The organism is Calothrix sp. CBUCES-K 9914, from assembly GCF_059640475.1.
Map to the genome: position 1 here is coordinate 1 of NZ_JBXXZH010000040.1, position 22,349 is coordinate 22,349.

At 39.9% G+C, this 22,349-nt stretch carries 23 protein-coding genes; 10 read left to right on the forward strand and 13 right to left on the reverse strand.

Translation table 11 applies throughout. From position 1 onward, the window contains the following. Positions 1-195 precede the first annotated feature (195 nt). The 6 genes from AC2JBO_RS11795 to AC2JBO_RS11820 form a co-directional block, all read right to left on the reverse strand. Positions 196-810 carry an HMA2 domain-containing protein gene (locus AC2JBO_RS11795; protein WP_496953841.1) on the reverse strand — a complete coding sequence of 205 codons (615 nt, stop codon included), beginning with the start codon at positions 808-810 and terminating at the stop codon, positions 196-198. 331 nt (positions 811-1,141) lie between these two features. Then, positions 1,142-1,444 (reverse strand): DUF5132 domain-containing protein, encoded by a 303-nt coding sequence (locus AC2JBO_RS11800; protein ID WP_496953842.1) that lies wholly within the window; start codon positions 1,442-1,444, stop codon positions 1,142-1,144. Between the two features lie 143 nt (positions 1,445-1,587). Continuing rightward, positions 1,588-3,828 carry a heavy metal translocating P-type ATPase gene (locus tag AC2JBO_RS11805; RefSeq protein WP_496953843.1) on the reverse strand — a complete coding sequence of 747 codons (2,241 nt, stop codon included), beginning with the start codon at positions 3,826-3,828 and terminating at the stop codon, positions 1,588-1,590. A gap of 418 nt (positions 3,829-4,246) precedes the next feature. Then, a complete protein-coding gene (locus AC2JBO_RS11810) occupies positions 4,247-5,467 on the reverse strand; it encodes a hypothetical protein (RefSeq protein ID WP_496953844.1) in 1,221 nt (406 codons plus the stop codon). 105 nt (positions 5,468-5,572) lie between these two features. Further along, complete coding sequence (gene def / locus AC2JBO_RS11815) at positions 5,573-6,106, reverse strand: peptide deformylase (protein WP_496953845.1); 534 nt, start codon at positions 6,104-6,106, stop codon at positions 5,573-5,575. A gap of 140 nt (positions 6,107-6,246) precedes the next feature. Beyond that, positions 6,247-7,497, reverse strand: coding sequence for an HhoA/HhoB/HtrA family serine endopeptidase (locus AC2JBO_RS11820; RefSeq protein WP_496953846.1), 1,251 nt, complete (start codon positions 7,495-7,497; stop codon positions 6,247-6,249). Positions 7,498-7,712: 215 nt separating this feature from the next. On the opposite strand from AC2JBO_RS11820, the gene dnaA reads away from it, so the two are divergent. Beyond that, entirely contained in the window at positions 7,713-9,095 is a 1,383-nt protein-coding gene (gene dnaA, locus AC2JBO_RS11825) for a chromosomal replication initiator protein DnaA (RefSeq protein WP_496953847.1), read from the forward strand. Between the two features lie 327 nt (positions 9,096-9,422). Continuing rightward, positions 9,423-10,583 carry a DNA polymerase III subunit beta gene (gene dnaN, locus AC2JBO_RS11830; RefSeq protein ID WP_496953848.1) on the forward strand — a complete coding sequence of 387 codons (1,161 nt, stop codon included), beginning with the start codon at positions 9,423-9,425 and terminating at the stop codon, positions 10,581-10,583. A gap of 48 nt (positions 10,584-10,631) precedes the next feature. On the opposite strand, the gene AC2JBO_RS11835 is transcribed toward dnaN, so the two are convergent. The 3 genes from AC2JBO_RS11835 to AC2JBO_RS11845 form a co-directional block, all read right to left on the reverse strand. After that, positions 10,632-12,902, reverse strand: coding sequence for a GAF domain-containing sensor histidine kinase (locus AC2JBO_RS11835; protein ID WP_496953849.1), 2,271 nt, complete (start codon positions 12,900-12,902; stop codon positions 10,632-10,634). Between the two features lie 190 nt (positions 12,903-13,092). Next, complete coding sequence (locus tag AC2JBO_RS11840) at positions 13,093-14,283, reverse strand: TRC40/GET3/ArsA family transport-energizing ATPase (RefSeq protein ID WP_496953850.1); 1,191 nt, start codon at positions 14,281-14,283, stop codon at positions 13,093-13,095. 97 nt (positions 14,284-14,380) lie between these two features. Next, positions 14,381-14,572 carry a hypothetical protein gene (locus AC2JBO_RS11845; protein ID WP_496953851.1) on the reverse strand — a complete coding sequence of 64 codons (192 nt, stop codon included), beginning with the start codon at positions 14,570-14,572 and terminating at the stop codon, positions 14,381-14,383. 57 nt (positions 14,573-14,629) lie between these two features. On the opposite strand from AC2JBO_RS11845, the gene AC2JBO_RS11850 reads away from it, so the two are divergent. Next, entirely contained in the window at positions 14,630-14,947 is a 318-nt protein-coding gene (locus AC2JBO_RS11850; RefSeq protein WP_496953852.1) for a hypothetical protein, read from the forward strand. Between the two features lie 177 nt (positions 14,948-15,124). On the opposite strand, the gene AC2JBO_RS11855 is transcribed toward AC2JBO_RS11850, so the two are convergent. Then, entirely contained in the window at positions 15,125-15,532 is a 408-nt protein-coding gene (locus AC2JBO_RS11855; RefSeq protein ID WP_496953853.1) for a C6orf136 family protein, read from the reverse strand. Positions 15,533-15,550: 18 nt separating this feature from the next. Then, complete coding sequence (locus AC2JBO_RS11860; protein ID WP_496953854.1) at positions 15,551-16,117, reverse strand: hypothetical protein; 567 nt, start codon at positions 16,115-16,117, stop codon at positions 15,551-15,553. Between the two features lie 345 nt (positions 16,118-16,462). Between AC2JBO_RS11860 and AC2JBO_RS11865 the strand changes: the two genes are divergently transcribed. From AC2JBO_RS11865 to AC2JBO_RS11880, 4 genes are all read left to right on the forward strand, one after another. Beyond that, entirely contained in the window at positions 16,463-16,789 is a 327-nt protein-coding gene (locus tag AC2JBO_RS11865) for a DUF6464 family protein (protein ID WP_496953855.1), read from the forward strand. Between the two features lie 30 nt (positions 16,790-16,819). Then, positions 16,820-17,260, forward strand: coding sequence for a riboflavin biosynthesis intermediates N-glycosidase (gene ybiA / locus AC2JBO_RS11870; protein WP_496953856.1), 441 nt, complete (start codon positions 16,820-16,822; stop codon positions 17,258-17,260). Between the two features lie 130 nt (positions 17,261-17,390). Then, entirely contained in the window at positions 17,391-17,672 is a 282-nt protein-coding gene (locus AC2JBO_RS11875; RefSeq protein WP_496953857.1) for a DUF6881 domain-containing protein, read from the forward strand. Positions 17,673-18,145: 473 nt separating this feature from the next. Next, positions 18,146-19,255, forward strand: a complete 1,110-nt coding sequence (locus AC2JBO_RS11880; protein WP_496953884.1) for a tetratricopeptide repeat protein — start codon at positions 18,146-18,148, stop codon at positions 19,253-19,255. Between the two features lie 35 nt (positions 19,256-19,290). On the opposite strand, the gene AC2JBO_RS11885 is transcribed toward AC2JBO_RS11880, so the two are convergent. Further along, positions 19,291-19,980: a phosphoribosyltransferase gene (locus tag AC2JBO_RS11885; RefSeq protein ID WP_496953858.1), complete on the reverse strand. Its 690-nt coding sequence runs from the start codon at positions 19,978-19,980 to the stop codon at positions 19,291-19,293. 215 nt (positions 19,981-20,195) lie between these two features. Here AC2JBO_RS11885 and AC2JBO_RS11890 point away from each other — a divergent pair, with 215 nt between their 5' ends. Together AC2JBO_RS11890 and AC2JBO_RS11895 are read left to right on the forward strand one after the other, a co-directional pair. After that, the gene (locus AC2JBO_RS11890; protein WP_496953859.1) at positions 20,196-20,891 is read left to right on the forward strand and encodes a uracil-DNA glycosylase; all 696 of its coding nucleotides are present in this window, start codon (positions 20,196-20,198) and stop codon (positions 20,889-20,891) included. A gap of 131 nt (positions 20,892-21,022) precedes the next feature. After that, positions 21,023-21,496 carry a hypothetical protein gene (locus tag AC2JBO_RS11895; protein WP_496953860.1) on the forward strand — a complete coding sequence of 158 codons (474 nt, stop codon included), beginning with the start codon at positions 21,023-21,025 and terminating at the stop codon, positions 21,494-21,496. A 48-nt stretch (positions 21,497-21,544) separates the two neighbouring features. Here the strand turns inward: AC2JBO_RS11895 and AC2JBO_RS11900 are convergent, their stop codons facing one another. Beyond that, a complete protein-coding gene (locus tag AC2JBO_RS11900; RefSeq protein ID WP_496953861.1) occupies positions 21,545-21,853 on the reverse strand; it encodes a TIGR03792 family protein in 309 nt (102 codons plus the stop codon). Between the two features lie 125 nt (positions 21,854-21,978). Between AC2JBO_RS11900 and AC2JBO_RS11905 the strand changes: the two genes are divergently transcribed. Further along, the gene (locus AC2JBO_RS11905) at positions 21,979-22,302 is read left to right on the forward strand and encodes a phasin family protein (RefSeq protein ID WP_496953862.1); all 324 of its coding nucleotides are present in this window, start codon (positions 21,979-21,981) and stop codon (positions 22,300-22,302) included. The last annotated feature ends 47 nt before the right edge of the window (positions 22,303-22,349 follow it).

Here is a 22,349-nt window from a genome sequence, read left to right on the forward strand (position 1 = left end):
AGGATACCGCTGGCGAATCAGGGGTGGCACCCATCATTTAATAAAAACAGGCGTGTAGAGACCAAACATGTAAGGTCTCTACATTCGCGAAAATGACGTAAAATCGTGATGCTGGGGGGTCAGACCTACTATTCGCCAGCCGTATCCTCCTAGGAGAGGGGTTGGGGGAGAGGTTTCAAAATATACAAAGCTAAGTTATTGTTCTTCTTTAGCCAAGCTTGAAGCGTGCAACTTCAGAAAACTATCAAACGAATACCAAGCGAGTACATACCAAGGAATAATATCTAACTGCAAACCTTGAAGCATTAGTTTACGAATTGATAAACAACCTAGTCCTAATGGAAACAAAAAGCGCAGGTCTATTATTCCGTCGGTTGAGTTTTTGACTCGCTTGTTCAGATTAATTACTGTGCTTGCTACTCCATCCGCTACTTCAGATTTTCCTCTACCGATATCACCAAAAATTATTCCTAGGTCTTGAAGTGCAGTGTGTACTTTTTCTAAACTATCTTCACCTTCGTGCTGGATGGTTATGCTACCTTGTGGTATATTTGTACGTACTTGTTTGATGTTGGGATACGATTGTAAAGCGTTGGCGATACCCTGCATTTCTTCTATTTTACGATGTTTGTTGCCTACTCGCAGGCGTAGTCTTCCTGGTGTGTCGCTAATTAATTTAACTGTGATTTTAGCAGTTTTTTGAATGTTTTCGGCTGTAATATCTAATACAGGAGGTTGGTCAAGTTTGACTGGTCTCGGTTGTTTTATTTTTGGTGATTTTGCAGTTGCGACGAATCCGTTTTTTGACATTGTGTTGCCCTCTATCATGACTTTATCTCTTTGATATAAGAATACTATTTTATTTTTTTAATATATGTATGTGAGGCATAGCCCCACTTACTTTTTATCTTTACATTTTTTAATATTAAGAAATAAGAAGAGGCAGTTGCCGTTTAAGGACATTTACTGCCTCTAAGGGGCTTTCAAATATAAAATATCTGATTCTCTTGTGGGGTGGGCATCCCTGCCCGCCTTTATGAACAGACATCCCTACCCCTAATTTATAACAGGCAAGGATGCCTGTTCCACAAGAAGGAAAAGGGAAAATAATTTTTTATTACTTTACCCTTTACCTTTTTACCTAACCGTGGTCGTGACCATGTGTTTCAGGATGACTAGTTCCTTCAAAAGCGGGGAGCTGTTTTGCGTCGGCAATTTCTGCTCTTGCTTCAGCTACCATGTCTTCCCAAGTTTCGCCAATTTCTGCAAAGGCGCCTTTGCTTTTTTCGTACAGTACGATGCCACCTTTGATTAAACTTTTAGCGAGTGGTTTACCAACGTTTGCTACTACTGGAATAACTACGGGCGCCAGTAATACTGCACCAATACCAGCGATAATTCCAGGGGCGCCTGCATCTTCAACGAAATCTGTGATTTTAGCCATTTCGATTTTCCTCCAATCGATTAATAAGTTGTAAAAAACTGACAAGTGTATAGTCGTCGGAACAACTATTTCATCTCTCTAAATGCTGATTAAATCAAATTTGTACAGACGTGACATGTCACGTCTCTACACGAGCGCACTCATTACTCAGCACTTTTCTTAAGCATTGGACGCAAGGCATTAACACCTGCAACTACTGTTGAACCATTGTTCACAACAGTGGCTGTTAGAGGGTTAAGTCCAAATATCGCAGCTACTACCAATGCTACAAGGTTAGGAACGGCGATAATAGTTGTGTTTTGTTGAATTAATTGCTTGGCTTTACGAGCAACTTCGATGGCTTCGAGTAAACCTTGCAAATCATTATTCATTAACACTAAGTCTGCTGTCTCGCGCGCTATATCGGAACCGTTAGCGAAGGACACTGAAACATCCGCATATGCTAATGCGGGTGAGTCATTGACTCCATCTCCAACGAATGCGACTGTTTTACCAGATGCGTGCAACTGCTGAACTACATCAGCTTTCTGCTCTGGGAATGCTTCGGCATGGGTATTTTTCGGAGAAATGCCTAATTCTGCTGCTACAGCGCTTGCCGTCCGTTTGTTGTCTCCGGTAAGCATGTGAACATCTATACCTTCAACTGTTAACAGCGATTGAACTACTTTTTTGCTTTCAGGACGAACTACATCACTATGTTCTATTATACCCTGTAATTCTCCATTTGTAGCAACAAATATTGCAGATGCTGGACGTTCTTCTAACAAGTCAAGTGCTGACATGTCAACGTTTTCTTGACGCAAAAAGCGCTCGCTACCGACGTATACTAATTGTCCGTCGATAATTGCTTCTACACCTAAACCGAGTTGATATTCCCACTTTTCACGGGTGAGAAAATCTATTTGTTCTTGTTCGGCATGACGTACTACTGCTTCTGCAACTGGGTGTGTCAAACGCATTTCGGCTGTAGCAGCTAAAGCTAGTACATAATTTGCAGATACTTCTGAATTGAAACTTCTAACATTAGTGACACCGATTTCACCTTTTGTTAAAGTACCTGTTTTATCAAATACTATTGTATCAACGTTTGCTAGCTGCTCTAACGCGCGTCCACTACGAATTAAAATGCCTCGACGTGCGGCATATGTGAGTGCTGCTAAGACAGTTGTTGGAACGCATACGCGAATACCTGTTGCAAAATCAAGCGTCAGAACACTAGCAGCGCGCGAAGGGTTTCTAGTCAGTGCAAATACTGTGCCGCTCAGTAATAATGTTGGCACAACTGCTTTTTCTGCTATTTTCGCTGCGTAATTCTCCATACGGGTATCGTGAACAGGCGCCTGTTGCATAAGTTCGATACTCTTACCTACGCAAGTATCATTTCCTACGCGCTCTGCCAAGATGTAAATTTGCCCTTCGCGAACTAAGCTTGATGCGTATACAGTTTGACCTTCACGCTTACTTACAGGCATTGACTCACCTGTAAGCTTTTGCTCATCGAATAAAGCTTGACCGCGTAAGATAGTTCCGTCTACTGGAACTTGTTCACCAGGGTAAACAATAACAGTATCACCCTTCTCTACTTCTTCAATCGGAACTTGTACTTTTTCACCATCACGTTCTACCCACGCAAATTGTCCTAACGATGAGAGTAAGTCGAGAGTTTGCTGTGCAGATGAACGCGCGGTACGGTCACGAATATTCTCGCCAATTTCAATCAACCCAAGCATGAGCGCTGGTGTAAGAAATTGACCTTGTAGAGTGGTTATGGCAATTGCGATAAAATCGAGAAACTCGATATTGAATTTACGCTCGTTATAAATTGCCGAAAACGCACGTTTGGCTACTGGTAATGTAGCTAAAGCAATGGTTGAAGCAGTTAATAGTGGTGATATTGATAAACCAAGAGGTCCACCTAAAACAGCTAAAGTTGCCGCTGCTGCCGAAAACTTCCAACTTTGAATCCCGCTTTCTTCTTCCTGTTTGGATGAAGATTTTTTGGTCTTGAGAACAGCAACATCAGTCGCAGCTTGCAGAATGTGACCAACGTGCGCGCGTATCAAGTCCGCATTTATTTTACCGATTTCATAAGTTACAGCCAATGATGCCGCAGCGGGTTTTACGCGAACGCTGGTTATATATTTATCAGCTTCGAGCAACACCAGCAATCTTTGCGCGTATTCCCCATCTTCTCTAAGATATGGAACTCGCAGCCGTATTCTTCCAGGTGTTTCATGAACGACGCTGTAATATACGTTTAATCGACGCGAACTTTTGGGATTTTTGACTAAAGTTACTTTCCCAGATTGTAAAACCTCAGTCGGCACCCCCTGAGCGCTTACCAAAGACTGAACGGGGGAGGGTAGTACCTTTGCTTGAACCATTGCTCTATTACTCTCATAAAAAAAGGGTGAACAGTTTAGCCGTTTGTTATTAGACAATAGCTAGTAGCTAGCGAATACTAATCACAAACAACGGAGAAAAGAAAAAACTATCTATCTATCTATCTATCCAGCATGAGGATAGATATTAATGAGAGAAACCTACACACGAAACATATTCAACAATAATTCGTGAAAAACACAACAATCAAAATAAGTAAGAAGCGAAAAGAGGCTTCCCTTAGCTAGGACTCAATTTAATATTTAGTTGTATTTAGTTGTTGTATTGAGTTGTAGAATTCTCTTGACCTACAATAGACACTGAGTTCAAAGCAAAAGCCTTGAAATACTGTGTAATCTAACTTTGAAGAAGTACAAACCTGCCATTTCTGATTTGTTCTTATGTTAATGTGATTTAAAACTAATTTAGTGGGAAGTGCGCTACTACGTCGATTAAGGCGTTGATAAAAGGAGGTTTCAAGTCGGCAATCATGCTATTCAAAGTTGCTTCGGGTGCAGTTGCCTTACTTGTAGACGGATTTAATTGATTTAGTGGTTGAACTACAAATTCCGCTTTTACTGGTTGCGAATTATCAAACTTTTTATCAACTAACTCGGAAGCTGAGTTTTTATTCTGATGCTTGATTTCTTTTACTGTTTGAACCGCATTTGACATTTCTTGATCTGCTAAACGCATCAAATCAACCCAATGCGACGTATCTAATGATGGTGGCTGATATGAGATAGCAATTGAAGCAGCGTCAGTATTTAGTCGCACATTGGTTGCGTGAGATTCATTATTCAACAACTTCTCAAGGCGCCTTGCGTAAGCTTGGTCTTTGCCAATTCGAGGTACGTTGAACCGAATTCTTCCCGGAATTGAATGCACTATGTTGCAGTCTATCTTAGCAGTTTTAAGATTAACTTTGTCTGCTTTTGGTAGTACAGCATTGCTCAAACTTTTCCGTTCAATAGTAGATGTGTTGTCCACTTTTGACACCAAGGGTTGAGATGTACGATTCCCTGATTTGCTTTCGCTTTTACTTTCTTTAGTTTCAGCTTTTAAAGCTTCTCGGAAACTACTTATTGTACGCCTAGTTACATCAGATGTCAACATACATATTGGAATTGATGCCAAACCACCAATACCGAGTCTAGATGTCACAGCTAACCCAGTCAACAAAGGAATCAAATCAAGCCCTTGCTCTTTCCAAAACTCAACAGATTTCCACGCAGCGAACGGGTCTACTTGATTTTTACTATTAGGCTCGCTATTGGGGCGAATGCCATACTCGTTTAAAACTTTTAATAACTGTGACTGCGACCGCACCCCTTTGTCAAACGCTATTACTAAAGAAAGCGTTTCCTCGTTCCAGGTGACTTGTTTTATTCCTTCTTGTTGCCGCAGTCTCTCTATAACTACATTTAGCAGTTCTTTACTACTATCATCTGTCGCGCGGATTCTTATTCGTTCCGCTGCCATATGAACTACCTGCAACCCTGAACCCAAAGCTTCTTGCACTGCTGGTGCCTCTTTTTGCCCTATGGTTTTATAAAATTCATCGCTTTGCACCCCTATTGAGATGATACCAGGAGGTTCCTCTTGATAACTCAATTCGCGACTACTAACAGTTTGTGTCATTTTACGCTATTACCCGATAACCCTACTAACTTTAAAAGGTTAACAACCTGTTAAGTATAGCTTAATTTCTTAGTGATTGTCATCACTTTTTAGAATTATTTTTGATCAAGTACTAGAATTCTGTAGTTTCTGATACTCTTCTTCTGAGATTAAGTCTTGTGTACTTTCAACGCGGTCTAAAAAGACAATTCCATTTAGATGGTCGTATTCATGCTGAAAAATACGCGCGACAAAATCTACTAGCTGTACATTTTTTAAATCACCATATTTATCAGTATATTCTACAGTAACATATTGATATCTAGGTACTAAACCTCGAATCCCAGGAACACTCAAACAGCCTTCCCAACCTTTTACAGTTTCTTTAGAATGCTCAATTATAGATGGGTTAATCATCGCGATTGGTTCCATAAATGGAGCATTTGGATACCGAGGATTGGGACGAGAAGCCACAATAAACAACCGATGTGAAGCTGCAACTTGAGGCGCCGCGATTCCAACGCCGTTTGTTGCTACTACAGTAGTAATTAAATCATCAATCAGCTTTTGAATTTGCTCATCTTTAATATTCTCAACAAAAGCAGACGAACTACGTAAAACTGGATTGCCTAACTTAATAACGGATAACGACTCACTCATCTTACAAACTCCTTACGGTTCTTATATAAGTATTAGGTTAGATATGAGATTTTTTTGATTAGAAAAAATTAATTAGATTCATATCTAATCGAAGGAAAGGGAAAAACGTTCAATCCTTCCCCCGTTATTATTTAAATTGTTTAACTACTGCGTTGTGCTGGGAAAGCAGCAGGACTAACGGCAACTTGAACAATTTGACCACCGCGTTGAACTTGTATTTTTAGTGGAACTCCAATTTTACTACTTTCAACAAGTTTTTGCACTTCTTCGATTTTGCCTACAGGTTGGTTATTAACCGACTGAATAACGTCACCTGCTTTAAGACCCCCTGCTGCTGCAGGTGAACGGGGAACGATATCAATTAATAAAACACCTTTATCGGTTGTTAAGTTAACACCTAATCGCGTGTTCACTCGTTCGCGAATTTCTGGGGTGAGAGTCACCATTTGAATTCCTAAATATGGATGGTCAACCTTACCCTTTGCGATAAGTTCTTGTGCTATACGTTGCGCTGTATTTATCGGAATTGCAAATCCTAAACCTTGGGCGCCTTTAATAATAGCTGTATTCATGCCAATTACTTCGCCCCGCGCATTAAGTAAAGGACCACCAGAATTTCCTGGGTTAATTGCTGCATCCGTTTGAATATAATCAACGCGCTTATCAGTGGCGCCAATATCACTGCTCGAACGACCTGTAGCGCTAAGTATTCCAGATGTAACAGTATTATTTAAGCCAAGAGGATTACCTATAGCAATAACTGCTTCCCCTGGTTGGAGTTTCTCCGAATTACCTATTGCTACCGTTGGTAAATTATTCGTTTCAATTTGAACAACAGCAACGTCGGTTACTTGGTCTTCACCCAGCACCTTTCCTTTGAGAGTACGTCCATCTTTTAATGTAATCGTTACTGAGTCCGCACCATCTACGACGTGAGAATTTGTTAAAATTTGACCGTTGGCATTAATAATAAACCCAGAACCGCTACCACGTTCAATACGCTGACGAGGTTCGGGAGCGTTTTCACCAAAAAAACGTCGATAAAATGGGTCTTCAAATTGGTCTGAGCTTTGGGAAACTGTGCGCGATGAGTCAATACGTACTACCGCTGGTCCCACTTTCTGGACAACACCAACAACAAAATTTGGATCTCCTCCAGAGGTGGAAATTATTGGTGGGGGAGCAGCAGAGACTGGAGAGGCACTTACTGGTACTTCTTGCTCGGCAGGAACATTTTTATTCGTGTTAAGACTATTGGCAAGCTGCGAACAACCACTTAGTGAGACATATGCGGCGCCACACACCAGCATGAGCTTTATGTAGTTTTTCGTATAGATATACATAATAGTTGATTTCATCGCTTGAGTCACGTTGTGGAGTTTTCGTTTCATACAACCTCTAAATCTATATTGAACTATGAGAAATCGAGTTTGTTTCTAGGTAAGTATCCCTAAGTATCTCTTGTAACACCTGTTTTCAAGCGTTGAAGGTTGGATATCCTTATTTACTTCTCGGTATGAATCAGTAGTAGTAGTGGTAGGATATTGCCTTAGGTATAGTTTTCACATTTTCTATTTTGGAGACTTTTACTCAAAGGTGGTAGATAATGTCCATTTCCATAGACAACCTGTGGTGCCAAGTTTTAGCTCGTTTACAGCTAGAACTATCACGTCCCACCTTTGAAACTTGGATCAAGACAGCTAGCGCAGAACGATTAGAAGATGATTGTTTGGTTATTCGCACTCCCAACCCCTTCGCTCGCAACTGGCTGCAAAAGTATTACATTAAGACAATAGCTAATGTAGTTTGTGATATTGCTGGTTACAAGATAGAAATTTACATTACATCCGGCGATGATAACGATTCTCATGTTAACGAAAGTGAATCAACTTGGGCGCCAGTCATAAACCCAGCACCACAACAAGTTTCTGAGAATAGCACGATAACTGCTCCTAGAACTAATGAACTAAATCCTAAGTATGTATTTTCTAGGTTTGTAGTTGGTGCCAATAACCGTATGGCACACGCAGCAGCGCTAGCAGTCGCTGAGTCACCAGGACGCGAGTTTAACCCTTTATTTCTATGTGGTGGTGTTGGGTTGGGCAAAACACATTTGATGCAAGCAATTGGTCATTACCGTTTGGAAATTAGTAGATCGAAAATCTTCTATGTTTCGACTGAGAAGTTTATTAATGACTTTATTACAGCGATAAATAGAGGAATGCAAAGCTTTCGCGAGCATTACCGCGCTGCTGACTTACTTTTAGTCGATGATATTCAGTTTATTGAAGGAAAAGAAGGTTTCCAAGAGGAATTTTTTCATACTTTCAACACTTTGCATGAAGCTGGGAAACAAGTTGTTATTGCTTCAGACCGTCCTCCGAAACAAATTCCTCAACTTCAAGAGAGACTATGCTCACGCTTTTCTATGGGGTTGATTGCTGATATTCAAACACCCGATTTAGAAACACGGATGGCTATTTTACACAAGAAAGCCGAGTATGAAAATATTCGTTTGCCTAGAGATGTAATTGAATATATTGCATCAAATTATACTTCTAACATTCGTGAACTTGAAGGCGCCTTAATTCGGGCGCTGGCATATATTTCGATTTGGGGTTTGCCGATGACGGTGGAAAATATTACACCAGTTTTAGAAGTGCCTAGAGAGAAAATTGCCGCAACACCAGAAGCTATTTTAACCGTAATTGCTGATGCGTTCAACGTGTCAATCGATGACATGAAGAGCAACTCACGGCGCCGAGAGATTAGCTGGGCACGTCAAATTGGCATGTATTTAATGCGACAATGCACTAATTTAAGCTTACCTCGAATTGGCGAAGAATTCGGCGGCAAAGACCACACTACAGTTATGTACAGTTGTGAGAAAATTACTCAGCTACGCGAAAAAGATGCTTCTCTCAGACAAAAGTTACGCCAGTTAACTGATCAAATTCAGATAAACAAGAATCCACAAAATTTTTCTTAATTTCGTGCGCTTAGTTTTCCACAGGCTGTAATATTAGCGCTAACAAATGTCTAAGCTTTGATTAAGAGGAACGTGGCTTGTGGAAAAAACTGGATTTCATGTGGAAAAGCTAGGGCGAAACTGTGGAAAAACTATAAAATAAGTATATTTACTCTGTGGAAAAGATTGTAATTTTTTCCACAGGTTTTCCACAGTTTCCACAAATAGCCCTGTAAACTCTGTGATGTGATAATATCTTTGAGAACTCGTTAAAATTTAGTACATTAGTTTTGCTGTATTTCGCGAGAGTGTTATGATTTTTGTTTAATTGATCAATTTCATCAATATATGAAACTAGTTTGTACTCAAAGCGACCTTAACACAAATCTTTCCCTGACGAGCCGTGCAGTACCTTCGCGTCCGACTCACCCAGTATTAGCGAATGTGCTGGTAGTGGCAGATGCTGATACTAATCAAGTTACGATTACAGCTTTTGACCTGAGTTTAGGAATTCGCACTAGCTTCAATGCCGAAGTGATCCAAAGTGGTACAATTGCCCTTCCTTCTAAACTGCTTAATGATATAGTCTCACGTTTACCGGAGGGAGAGATTACCCTTGAAGATGAAACTAGTGCAGAAAATAATACAGATGAAAGTGTACTTGTGACTTTGACTCCTTCGAGTGGAAGGTATCAAATTAGAGCAATGAGTGGTGAGGAGTTTCCGGAATTACCAGTAATTGAGGATAATCAGCCAATATATTTGAGTGCAGCATCATTAATCGAAGGGTTACGAGGAACTTTGTTTGCTACAAGTGCGGATGAAACAAAACAAGTCTTAACAGGTGTTCACTTAAAAGTTTTACCGAACGCTCTTGAGTTTGCTGCTACTGATGGACACCGTTTGGCGGTTGTAGAAACAATGAACGAAGGTTCCGACGATAGTAATGATACAGAGTTAGAGGTGACAGTGCCAGCGCGCGCCTTGCGTGAACTCGAAAGGATGTTAGCGCATAGTGCCCAGTCTGAAGAAGCTATTGCTCTACACTTCGATCAGGGACAAGCGGTATTTGAATGGCAAAATCAGCGCTTAACGAGTCGAACTTTAGATGGGCAGTATCCCCAATATCGTCAATTGTTACCTCGTCAGTTCCAACGCGAACTAACTTTAGATCGAAAGCAGCTTTTGAGTACATTAGAGCGAATTGCAGTTTTAGCCGACCAAAAAAACAATATCGTTAAAGTTAGCATTGACAGCGGCGCCCAAGAAATAACCTTATCAGTAGAAGCAGCTGATATTGGAAATGCATTCGAGCCAATGCCAGCACAAGTATCAGGAGATGATATTGATATTGCCTTCAACGTCAAATATTTAATGGAAGGTTTAAAAGCGCTGCCAGCTACTGAAATATTAATGCAGCTAAACTCAAGTTTGACGCCAGTAATTTTCACACCCCTAGGTGGTGTAAAGATGACTTATTTAGCAATGCCAGTACAGTTAAGGAATTAGTGCTGAGTAGAAAGTGCTGAGTGCTGAGTAGAAAGTGACACTCAAAACTCAGCACTCAGCACTCTTAGCTCTAACTGGAATTTCAATTAAAAATTCTGTACCCTCTCCAGGTTTGGATTTACATTTAAAAATGCCGCCGTGTTTATCGACAATAATTTGGTAGCTAATTGATAAACCTAAACCTGTTCCTTGACCAACTTCTTTGGTAGTGAAGAATGGGTCAAAAATTTTATTAATTATATTTTCTGGTATTCCATGTCCACTGTCAGCAATGGAAATTAATATACTTGGTTTATTATTTGGTAATTTACTATTGCTTGTAGTAATTGTGATTCTGCTTTGGCGCCCGTCTGCTTTAGATGCTATGCTGGAATCATCACGATGTTTTTCAAGAGCATCAATAGCATTATTCAAAACATTCATAAATACCTGATTTATTTGCCCTGCATAGCACTCTATTAATGGTAAACTGCCATATTCTTTAATGATTTGAATCGCTTGGCTTTCGGGTTTTGCCTTGAGACGATGTTGCAAAATTACTAATGTACTATCAATTCCATCATGAATATTCACAGGTTTTATTTCTGCTTGGTCAAGTCTAGAAAAGTTTCGTAGTGATAAAACTATTTGCCGTATACGGTCTGTTCCTAATCTAATCGAAGACAGCATTTTTGGTAAATCTTCGACTATAAAATCAAAATCAATTTCTTCCGCGCGCTCGATAACCGGAACCGGAGTTGAGCAGTTTTGCTGGTATAAATTCAAAAGACCAAGTATATCTTCTACATAGTTATAAACGTGATTAATATTACCGTGTATAAAATTAACAGGGTTATTGATTTCATGTGCTATTCCCGCTACAAGTTGACCCAAACTTGACATTTTCTCGGTTTGAATTAGCTGGGTTTGGGTTTGTTTCAGTTCTTGTAAAGCTAACTGTTGCTCTACAGTCGCTTTGCGTAAATTATCACTAGTTTCACTTAATTCTAATGTGCGTTTGCGAACCTCATTTTCAAGGTTCTGATTGAAGTAATTAACTTTTTGATATAGCTCGTATTCATGAGTTGCTGTAGCAAATTGATGTCCTAATTCCTGTGCTAACACAATTTCCTCAAGAGTCCACTCTTTAACCTGCCTTTGCTTGGATTGGCGCCAGATTTCAAATGATTGTCGCGGATGAAGCTGTCGTTCGTCAGGGTTAAAATGCCCAGCCCAAAATATCTCAGTATCATATGTTTCGCGAAAAATACTGAGATAACCCTGTAACTGCGAACGATACAATAACGGTATCATCAAAATGCTGCGAATGTTGGCAGCTTGAAATGCAACTTGTAGATTTCGTAGTTCGGGAGTTTGATATATATCCGATATTGTCCAGACTTTATAATTAGCTTCTTTATAAAATTCTTCCCAAACGCTATATTGTTCCATTAAGCAATATTTTGCCATCTTTGGAATGATTGGCTGCTTACCGCTGAGGTAAACTGTTATTTGTGTTTCTTCTTGTGTTTTCTCTTGTGTTTTCTCTAAAAAAAGACACTCAATAAAGCTTTTGAATGTATCTGTTTGATAACTAGCTTCTGAAGGTATACACAGTCTACCTCCACAACCACCAAAAGCTGCGACTGTTTCCTCTAAAGCTGTCTGCAAATCCATGTCTGGTAATGAATGTAGTCTGTCAGCAATACGATTGATTATTGTTTCACGATGTGCTTTATTTCGTGCGTTTTGCAATGGAGTGATATAAGCAATTGCCACAGTAAGCAAATCAACTACCATTTGTACCGTACTGATTTCAGCTTTTGAGATTGAATGAGGTTGGGAATGATGCGATATCAGTAGTCCCCAAAGTTCATCATGGTAAAGTATGGGCACAACCATAGAAGACTTGACACCCATCGCTGTTAAATACTCTATATGACAAGGGTCAACAGGACGATAGTGAATGTTTTGTTCATTATTAACATCAACAGGACTTTGAGCGATTTGCCTGGTATCTACATTGACAATCGAACGAACCTTTGATTCGATAAGTAGTTTACGCACGTGAGCAGGAATATCATCCGCAGGAAAATTTAAATTTAGTAATGAAGGTAATCTAGTACCATCTATTGATTCAGCAATGACTTGACCGTCACCGTTCGTATGAAACTTGTAAATCATTACTCGGTCTGTATCAAGATATATACGTAATTCGTCCACCACAGCCTTAAGAACATCTGGTAATTCTAAAAGCCTACGAATCTTATCACTAATCGAATGGAGTAATCCTTTTGATTTCGTATCAAGGCGCAAATCTGAATCGCTAGCTATAGTCATTGCCTGTACTGAGTTAAAATGGAAACAACTAAAATATTATTTCTATTGTTAGGTTATTTCAGTACAGTTGTCGTCAGTACAAGTACTATTTATAGGTTTTACGTGATTTTCATAATTTTGTAGAGACGTGTAAACCGGAGGTTTTCCCGTAGGGATTAATCACGTCTCTACTTAATCACGTCTCTACGTTTTAAACTTTGGCGCCGTCAGTAAAACGAATTTTGAGGTAGTCGTCTTCCATTTTGGCGCCAGTGGGTTGTAGTGCAGCTAGTGCTTGGGGCAACACTAGATTACGACGGTGGTTGCCAATACGTATATTCAGTTCATCAGCATTTTTGCTCAATTGAACCTGATTTTTGGGAATTCCAGGCAAATATAATTCCAAGCTATACTGCTGATTTGGTTCTTGAACGACACGAATCGTATTTTCTTTGTAGTAAACTTGAGCAGGGTCTTCGTCTTTATAAAGTGTGTCTTTGAGACGTTCAAGAGCTTGTAACCCACACATTTCCTCAGAGAATAAGGGCACTTCTTTGACTGGTAAGGGGTGAAAATTATCGTGAATTTCTTGACGATACTGTTTTTGATTTTCCTTCCAACGTTGGAAAAATGGGTCTTGGACTTGTTCAGGAATGATACGGTTGGCGATGACTAAATCTGTCGCCACATTATATAAGCTCAGATACGCATGAGCGCGTAGGGATTCTTTGATTACCATTTTTTCTGGGTTTGCAACCAACCGCACTGAGGTTTGCGTGTTATCGGTTAAGACTTTCTCTAGTGCTTCTATTTGCTGGTAAAACTCAAACGGAGCATCCATTACTTCCTTATCTGGTAATGAAAAACCAGCAATTGGTCTAAATATTGGTTCTACCAAAGGTCTGAGCGCAACCGATATATTTTGGAATGGCTTGTAAAAGCGTCGCATGTACCAACCACTAACTTCGGGCAAACTTAGTAACCTCAACGCTGTACCAGTTGGTGCCGAGTCAATAATCAAAACATCATACTCACCTTCATCGTAATGACGCTTCATTCTTACTAAGCCAAAAATTTCATCCATGCCCGGTAAGACCGCTAATTCCTCAGCTTGCACTCCGTCTAAACCGCGCGCTTGCAAAACTTGGGTGATATAGCGCTTTACACTTCCCCAGTTTGCTTCAAGTTCGAGTAAAGCATCAAGTTCCGCGCCCCATAGGTTAGGACGAATTTGCTTTCTTTCATGTCCCAACTCGATATCGAAGCTATCCGCTAGCGAATGAGCAGGGTCTGTACTGAGAACTAATGTACGGTAGCCAAGTTCCGCGCAGCGAAGCCCTGTAGCAGCAGCGACAGATGTTTTGCCTACGCCGCCTTTACCTGTCATCAAAATTACACGCATGGATGATTCTGTCCTGCTAATTGCTTATTTACATTTATTTACCAATATACATGGAAGCATGAAAGCCCAGTGTCTTTAGACCTGGGATGAAAGGCGACTACGTCGCTCCTTTATCCGCATTCCAGTTTTGAATTAGCTCGTTTAATGCATTTCTTGCTTTATCCTGCCAACCGGGAATTAATTTTAATTTAGTCGCCATTTCTTTGTCTACCCTGAGTGATACAGAGGCAGTCAATGGCTGTTCTTTTTCTGTCGTAAAACCTAATTTGTGATTTTTCTGGAATGGCATTACAAAATATTGTATATATGTGTATACTAATATTTATAGCACACGTAAACAACAATTATGTACGGATGTCAACAAGTTTTAATTAGTCCGAAGAATGGCGCCAATATGGGCAAAGTTGGGAACCAGCGATTTGTGCAAATCCCAACTGGTAAATTAAAAGACCGCATTGCTCAACTGTGCGAACAATACGGTATTCAATTTGTAGAAACCGAAGAAAGCTACACGTCACAAAGTTCGTTTTTAGATGGTGATGAGCTACCTACATTTGGTGAAAACCCGAAGGGTGGCAGTCATCAGGAAAGCGAACAGCGCGTAGGTTTAGAACAGCAAACGGTCAGTTTGTCAACGCGGACTGCAACGGAGCAGCAAACATAATTAAGAAAGTAGGGGCGAAGCTAGGTCTAGTACTTAGTGGAGTCAGTAGGGTGCTTTTGAATGCGCCAGTTAAGATTCGACTCTGGCACGCTTCGAGTGAGAAGCCTCTGCATTGTTCAGGTCTTAATGAATCTCAGTCACTAAAGTACTGAGAGATTCAAATTATCGACTAGTTTTTTAAGAATTGTTGGTTAGACCACGCTCGCGGGCAAATTGGAAGTGCTGCTTGATGACCGAAAAGCGTGAAGTATTCCAATAGTCAACATGGGCGCATATCAGACCTTCTGCATTCAGCCGTAGCTCACTCCACCCATTAATTGCAATAAAAGGTTTCCAAGGTAAAGGAGTATTCCAACTAAGCGTCCACTCAGTTTTGATAGTATCTCGCTCCTGGTAGATGTCATGTAAATCCATTTTGCAATTGAGAAAAACAGTTTCGATGAACTTAATCATCAGCTTATAGCGTTTAAGACCGTTGAATTTGTTTAACGGGTCTTGAAAAAAAACGTTACTAGTGTAAATCGAATAAGTTTGATTATGAGGAAATCTCCCATAATCAGATTTAAGAGTTTCTACAATGTTCATAGTTTATAATTATACTTCTTATGCTTCAGTGTCCCATAAACGTTGAAGTTGTCGGCGCCAGATATCAAGGGTTTGTTGACGCGCTTGTGGTGTCTGTTCAATTTCACCCATCATACCTTCACTATAAAAGCGGTCAAGATTTTGCATAGTCGCTTCTAGAGTTTGTCCTTGCTGTTTGGCAGCTTTGACAATTAACTGAATACGGTTTTCCACCAAGTTATTAAAAACATTATTCAAACCAACTTCGTGAAGCGAAACCAGCTTTGCTATTGCGTCTTTAAAATCTTGTGATGTTAAAGTTTCGGTGAAATGCTGAAACACTCCCCAAACAACATTTTGATGTAAAGCATAGCGACACGAGTGAGTATCATCAAAGTTTGCTTCGAGCAACTGCCCTAAAAACGGTTGTGCTTCTTGAATTGGCATCATTGGCAGTAGCAGACGCAACCAACTTCCATCATCCGAAAGTAGTATCAGCAAACGAAAGTCAGGTGTTTCCACTTGCCAGGAACCGGGTGCAACAGCATTTATACCTTTTCCACTAAATAATTCTGATAAAGTACTCTCAATATCCGCAGGTGTCATAATTCGCTCCATATTCCCTTAAATTAGCCTATCGCACCTGCGCTACTAGAAAAACGTACCTAAAGTAATGTGCTTAAACTCAAAAAAATTATTTTTATAAATATTTTGATTATTTAGTTCATAAATACTACTATAAGTAATAATATACAAAAATTGAAATAAATGTTTAACCTGCATACACTCAAAGGGATGTAAAAGTTATGCTGGGTAAAATGGCGAACGCGCGCTTTTGTGTGACATCCGCCCTTTTACTACGTCATCCTGTGATTGGCACCGCGCTTTGAATCGCTAGCAGTGCATAAGCGCCAAGGACATGGCGGCATAATTTAGGAGGTGAATTTCACAGTGTTTAAAACGCTTTTAGTCCTTATTATTGGCTGTTTACCGTCGTTATTTTCACTATGGATAATTCGCAAAGCTCAGTATCGGATGCGCGCGCGAATTCGGCAAACAGCCAACACGTTTACTTCCGGACCACGCCCAAATCATCCTCCAATACCATTAGAACAAGACCGTTATTATCTTGAGGGAGTAGGTTATTTGATTGGCGATATTAGCTGTCGATATAATGCCCGCTCAGGTTACATTCGCTGCGCTGTAAACCCGACAGGTCCGTGCCAAGGATGCCGTTTTTACGAATCTAAGGAAGTTTCGTGTCGTGACAACAGTTAACTAATAAAGCATAAAGAGAGGTCAAATTACATGACAATTTATTTTTATAGTACTCAAGGTGAATATGGCTGTTTTTCTAACTTCTCGCATCACGGTTTTGAACTAGATGGACTGTACTGGCAGACAAGTGAACATTACTTCCAAGCGCAGAAGTTTGTCGGGACTCCCCATTTAGAAGAAATTCGTAATTGTAAAAGCCCTAAAGATGCTGCAAAAGAAGGACGCTCACGAAGTCGTCCACTACGTTCAGATTGGGAACAAGTTAAAGATGATGTGATGCGAAAAGCGGTACTGCGTAAGTTTGAAACTCATAAAGATATATCTCAAATACTGCTCAATACAGTCCATGAAGAAATAGTTGAAAACGCCCCTGGAGATTATTATTGGGGTTGTGGCAAAGATGGTAGCGGCAAAAATATGCTAGGAAAGATATTAATGCAGGTCAGAGAATCATTACGTAACAGCTCCTAAAATTGATTTATTTAATCAGATTTCAATAAAATTCAACAGCGTACTAATAGCAGTTTGACAGTTTGAATCGAAACTAGCCAGTAGGTTTTAGAGTAAAATTGTGAAAGTGATGTTGGTGAGTGTAAAGAATATGAAGTATTATAAATGGTTTTGGGCTGTGCCGCTAGGTGGAGACTTTGATGCATGGGGTACAAGCACCTACTTTGTGGAGATAGGTGAAAATGCTTATACGTATAGGCAAATAGAAGTTTATGAAAACGGGAACGTATTGTTCTACGATAAAAAGCACCTCAGTGATGATTATGGTAGGTTGAGCGATAAACCGATTAAAGATGATAATCTTGAAGAGTTTGAAATTACGAAAGCTGAGTTTGAGCATGTTTGGAATCAAAGTATTCCAATGAATAGATAATAAAGTAGTCCTAAAATCTCTGTAAAGCTTTCTTTTTTTCTTTGTGTACTTTGCGTACTTTGCGGTCTGTTTTATCATTTAAATTTTACTTATATTTTTGAGTTTATATATTGGGTTTATTATTTTTGTTAAAAGTTTATGACAATTACCTGAAACTCCCCTCTCCCTTGTAGGAGAGGGGTTTTTAACATGGCGTGAAAAGTCAGGTCTGATAAAAGTTATTGACAAAAACCGAGATGATAAATTTTTAAAAAGTAATACTTTTGAGTCGTAGAAATAATTAAAATACAGATGAAGCGACATTGATAGTCTGTATTTATACATATTTATTCCTGTTAAATCTTTATTTGTCTATCTTCACACACTTATTTTTATTCTGTATGAGAGAAAATTGTCAATTTTGGGAAAACTAAGGCAGATAGAGTTATCAGGGAGCGTTGAGTGTGGAAATAGGATGTAACGAAACAGCAGGTATTACACAAGATCAGTTTGAAGTGCAATCAAAGAAAAACCTTCCGCACATCAAACATCGCGGCACAATTACCCATGATTATCAACAAAACATACAAGCAGAAATGCTAACTCCACAACAAGATGACTATTTATCTGAGGTGCGTACATTGTTACAGCAAGGTATTCAACATCAACAAGCGGGTGAATTCGTTGCCGCGACAAAATCTTTACAAGAGTCATTAGCACTTGCACAAGCCTTTGGCAATTTACATTTACAAGCACAAGCAATAGCTTCGCTGATTCTTGTCGCCTACAACTCCGGTGACTACAAAGGCGCCATCTCTTACTCGCAGCAATGTTTATCACTGGCTTCGGAGATAAATGATCCACGTTTGCAGCTACAAGCGCTTTCGCATATAGGTAATTCATATCGTCATGTTGGTAATTATGACCGGGCTGCTGAATGCTTACAAGACTGTTTGAACATGGCGCGTTCTTTTAACGATAAAAAGACTCAGGTAGCAGCACTTAATAATTTAGGGCTTGTGTATAAAGCGAGTGGTGATCTACAGCAAGCAATCAAATTTAAAGAGCAAAGTCTAGAACTTGTACGCGAACTTCGAGATAGTTATGCTGAAGAACAGGTCTTAAAAAATCTAGGTAATGCTTGGTATGCTTTGGGGAATTATTCAAAGGCTATTGAATGTTATTTAGAGTGTGTAAAAATAGGGCATACCCTGAATAATTACCGTCACGTCATTCAAGTACTGAAACATTTAGGTAATGCTTTTTACGCTTTAAATAATTACCCGCAAGCTATCCAATGTTATGAAGAACGTTTAAAATTAGCTTGTCAAGTTAGAGACAAACGCAGTCAGGAGCAAAGTTTAGGGAGCTTAGGAATTACTTATGATGCTTTGGGTAATTATTCTACCGCTATAAAATATTATGAACAACAGTTACAGCTATCCAAAGATATTAAAGACCTTAAGAGTGAAGAACAAGCGCTTGCTAGCTTGAAAGCAGCCTACTATGCTTCAGGAGATTATGCCACAGCAACAGAGTACGAGCAAATGATACAATCACTCCTAACTCGTAAGGTGCGTGACGCTACTAGTTCATTAGTTTAACTTTACGATTGTTATGGCGTCACACACCCTACCTCCTAATTCTTTAAATAAGTCAATGCTTCGGATGTGCTAATTTGAGGAAATCTTGCGTAAAAGCTACTAACGCTTATAAATGGTTCAGGCGTCGCAAGAACCAAAACGCGATAATTAATTTGAGAATTTGGTAAAATGCTGTCGCACCAATTTTGCAGCCAAGGTAACATATCTGGTGGTGCAAGCGGCGCCGCTAACCAAATTTGTGCGGGTGCAAGTTGGGATAAAGCTTTAACTGCTACAGCTATAGTCATTCCTGTTGCAATACCATCATCGACTAGAATAACTACTGCACCAGAGGGATTGACGGGTGGGCAAAGTGGAAGAAAATTAGCTTCCAGCAATTTAGCTTTGTTAATAGCTGCTGAGAGTGCTTGTTCTTGCCATCCTGAGTTTAGTTCTCGGACTCCAAATTTTTGTTGCATCCACAACGCTTCCCCGGATGAAGTTACAGCACCTACTGCTAACTCTGGGTTACTTGGATGAGTAATTTTCTTTGCTACTAGTACTGTTAAAGGACAGTCTAGTGCCGAGGCAATTGGTGCAGCAACTGGTAGACCCCCGCGCGGTAGCGCATAGACAATCTGATTCGGTGCATTATCCAAATATTGCCCATTCAACTCGGTTTGAATAAGGGACGCTAATTTTTCCCCCGCTTGTGTACGGTCTGTAAAAAGTGGGGCATCTATCATCGTTAACTCCCATAATCGAAGATGCCATTACTTTTATCATGACCGATTTTTTGGGATAGTTGTAATTCTCTGGTCAAAAACATTTAAAATTGTAATAGACGAAACAAATCTTTGGATTTTCTTTGGATTTGAAACAACTTTGTTAAATTCACAAGCAATTTAACCATAAAACTATAATTTGATACCCGGTGCTTTTGCCCGTAGACTAAAGTTTCATGAGTAGTGATCAACTCAACCTCTTCAACCCTAACGAACCAAGTCTTAGTCCCGGACTTAATGACTTAATTCCAACCGATGCCAAAATTCCTATTCCTGCTGGTACATACCCCAGTATGGACGAATTAGCACAACATTGTAATCAGTGTCATCGTTGTGCATTAGGTGATAATCGTACCCATGCGGTTATCGGACGCGGAAATCTCAATGCACAAATTATGATTGTGGGAGAGGCGCCTGGACAAAATGAAGATGAGACAGGTTTACCGTTTGTTGGTCGTTCCGGACAACTTTTAGAAAAAATCTTAGAATCAGTTCGGCTTGATACTGAGAAAGATGTATATATTTGTAACATTCTTAAATGCCGACCACCTAACAACCGTGTGCCAAGCGCAAAAGAAGCGGCAGCTTGTAAACCTTATATATTTGAACAAATTCGTCTTGTTGACCCAAAAATCATTCTTTTGACAGGTGCAACAGCAGTAAAAGGTCTAATTGGCGACCAAGGTTCAATGACGAGTATTCGCGGGAAGTGGATAGAGTGGGAAGGAAGACAGTGTATGCCTATTTTCCATCCTTCTTATTTATTACGGAATCCTACACGCGACCGAGGAGGTCCAAAATGGCAGATGTGGCAGGATATTCAGGCAGTACGCGCCAAATATGATGAGATTCGCAGCGAATTAACGGCGTAACAACAATTTGTAAAACACTTAAGTATTAAACAATGTGTTTGTATAATCCTATGTCAGAATAGGGTTGCGAATTATTATATTTGTGAGATGTCATGCACGCTAAAAGCCTGATTAGTCTAGCCGTACTGTCAATGACAGCAATTGCGTATGTACCCCAAGGTGTAGCGCAAGCACCGGAACAATCTACAGCACGACAAGTCGATAGAAGATTTAACATTTCTTTTGAATCCCGTGGCTGTCAACGTGTTAGCACTAGGGTAAATTGTGATGTAATTGTTACAAATTTTACTGATACACACCGACAAGTCAGCTTTGGCGCCCGTTATGAAGATTATCAAACACGCTTAGTAGATAATCAGGGCAATGTTTATACAGCAAGTGGTTTACAGTTGAATCAATATCAGAGTGGTAGAGAAAGAGTACTAATCGAGCTTGCTCCTGGAATTCCTACAAAACTTTCTTTTAATTTTAGGGTGCCACCAACAGTTAGCGAATTATCAGCGCTCGACTTAGGTTATCAGGTTAGTGGCAGAGTTGACACAATAGCAAGAATAACTGTACCTAGTATCGGTAACATTACTACTACTAACGCACAGAAAAAGTAGAAAAAGCTACATGGCTTAAGGTAGAAGCGACTTATGCTTCTCCTTTCGCTACACCTGGGGAAATTTCCGAACTTGATATTCGGATGACTCCACCATTTGATAACCAAAGCCAAGTGCGCTGTCGAACTTCTGATAAATTACTTCCAAATCCTTGTCTGATATGCTTTTCCACTGTTCTCGTGTTTCCCACTGTATCACAAAACTTACTTCTTCGGGCATATTCGGATTAATCCATACTTCTTTACCAAGAAACCCAGGATACTTAGCCAGTGCTACTGTCCATATTTCATCATCCTTTTGAATGAATATTTCTCGTAGTTTTGGAGGAACTTTAAACTTCAGTAACTCAATAACCATTCGCTTATATTTACCTATTTAAGTTTGCCACAATAGAGCTGTAGTGTAGAGACACTAGCGATTAGCATAACTTTATGATAGTTACAGACAACTAGCTAGCTTAAAAAAACCGATAGGAATAAACTATGGATAATAACAATTGGATACAGCAGCTATTGATGCTTGGTATCGGCACAACATCAGTAATGGCTGAAAAAATCAAGGAAGCAGGAGATAAGTTAGTCAAAGACGGTAAACTTGACCCTGAGCAAGCTAAAGCTGTAATGGACGACATGGTGCAGCAAATGAGGTCTGAGCAGGGTAACTGGGATGCGACGATGCAACGCCAAATGCGAAACATGATGCAAGATTTAGGTGTCGCGCGTCAGTCAGAAGTAGACGAGTTACGCGGTAGAATTGACCGATTAGAGCGACAAGTGCGCGATTTAGAAAATAAAATGTGGAAGTAGTATTAAGTGCGCTCGTACTGAGTGCTGAGTGCTGAGTGCTGAGTGCT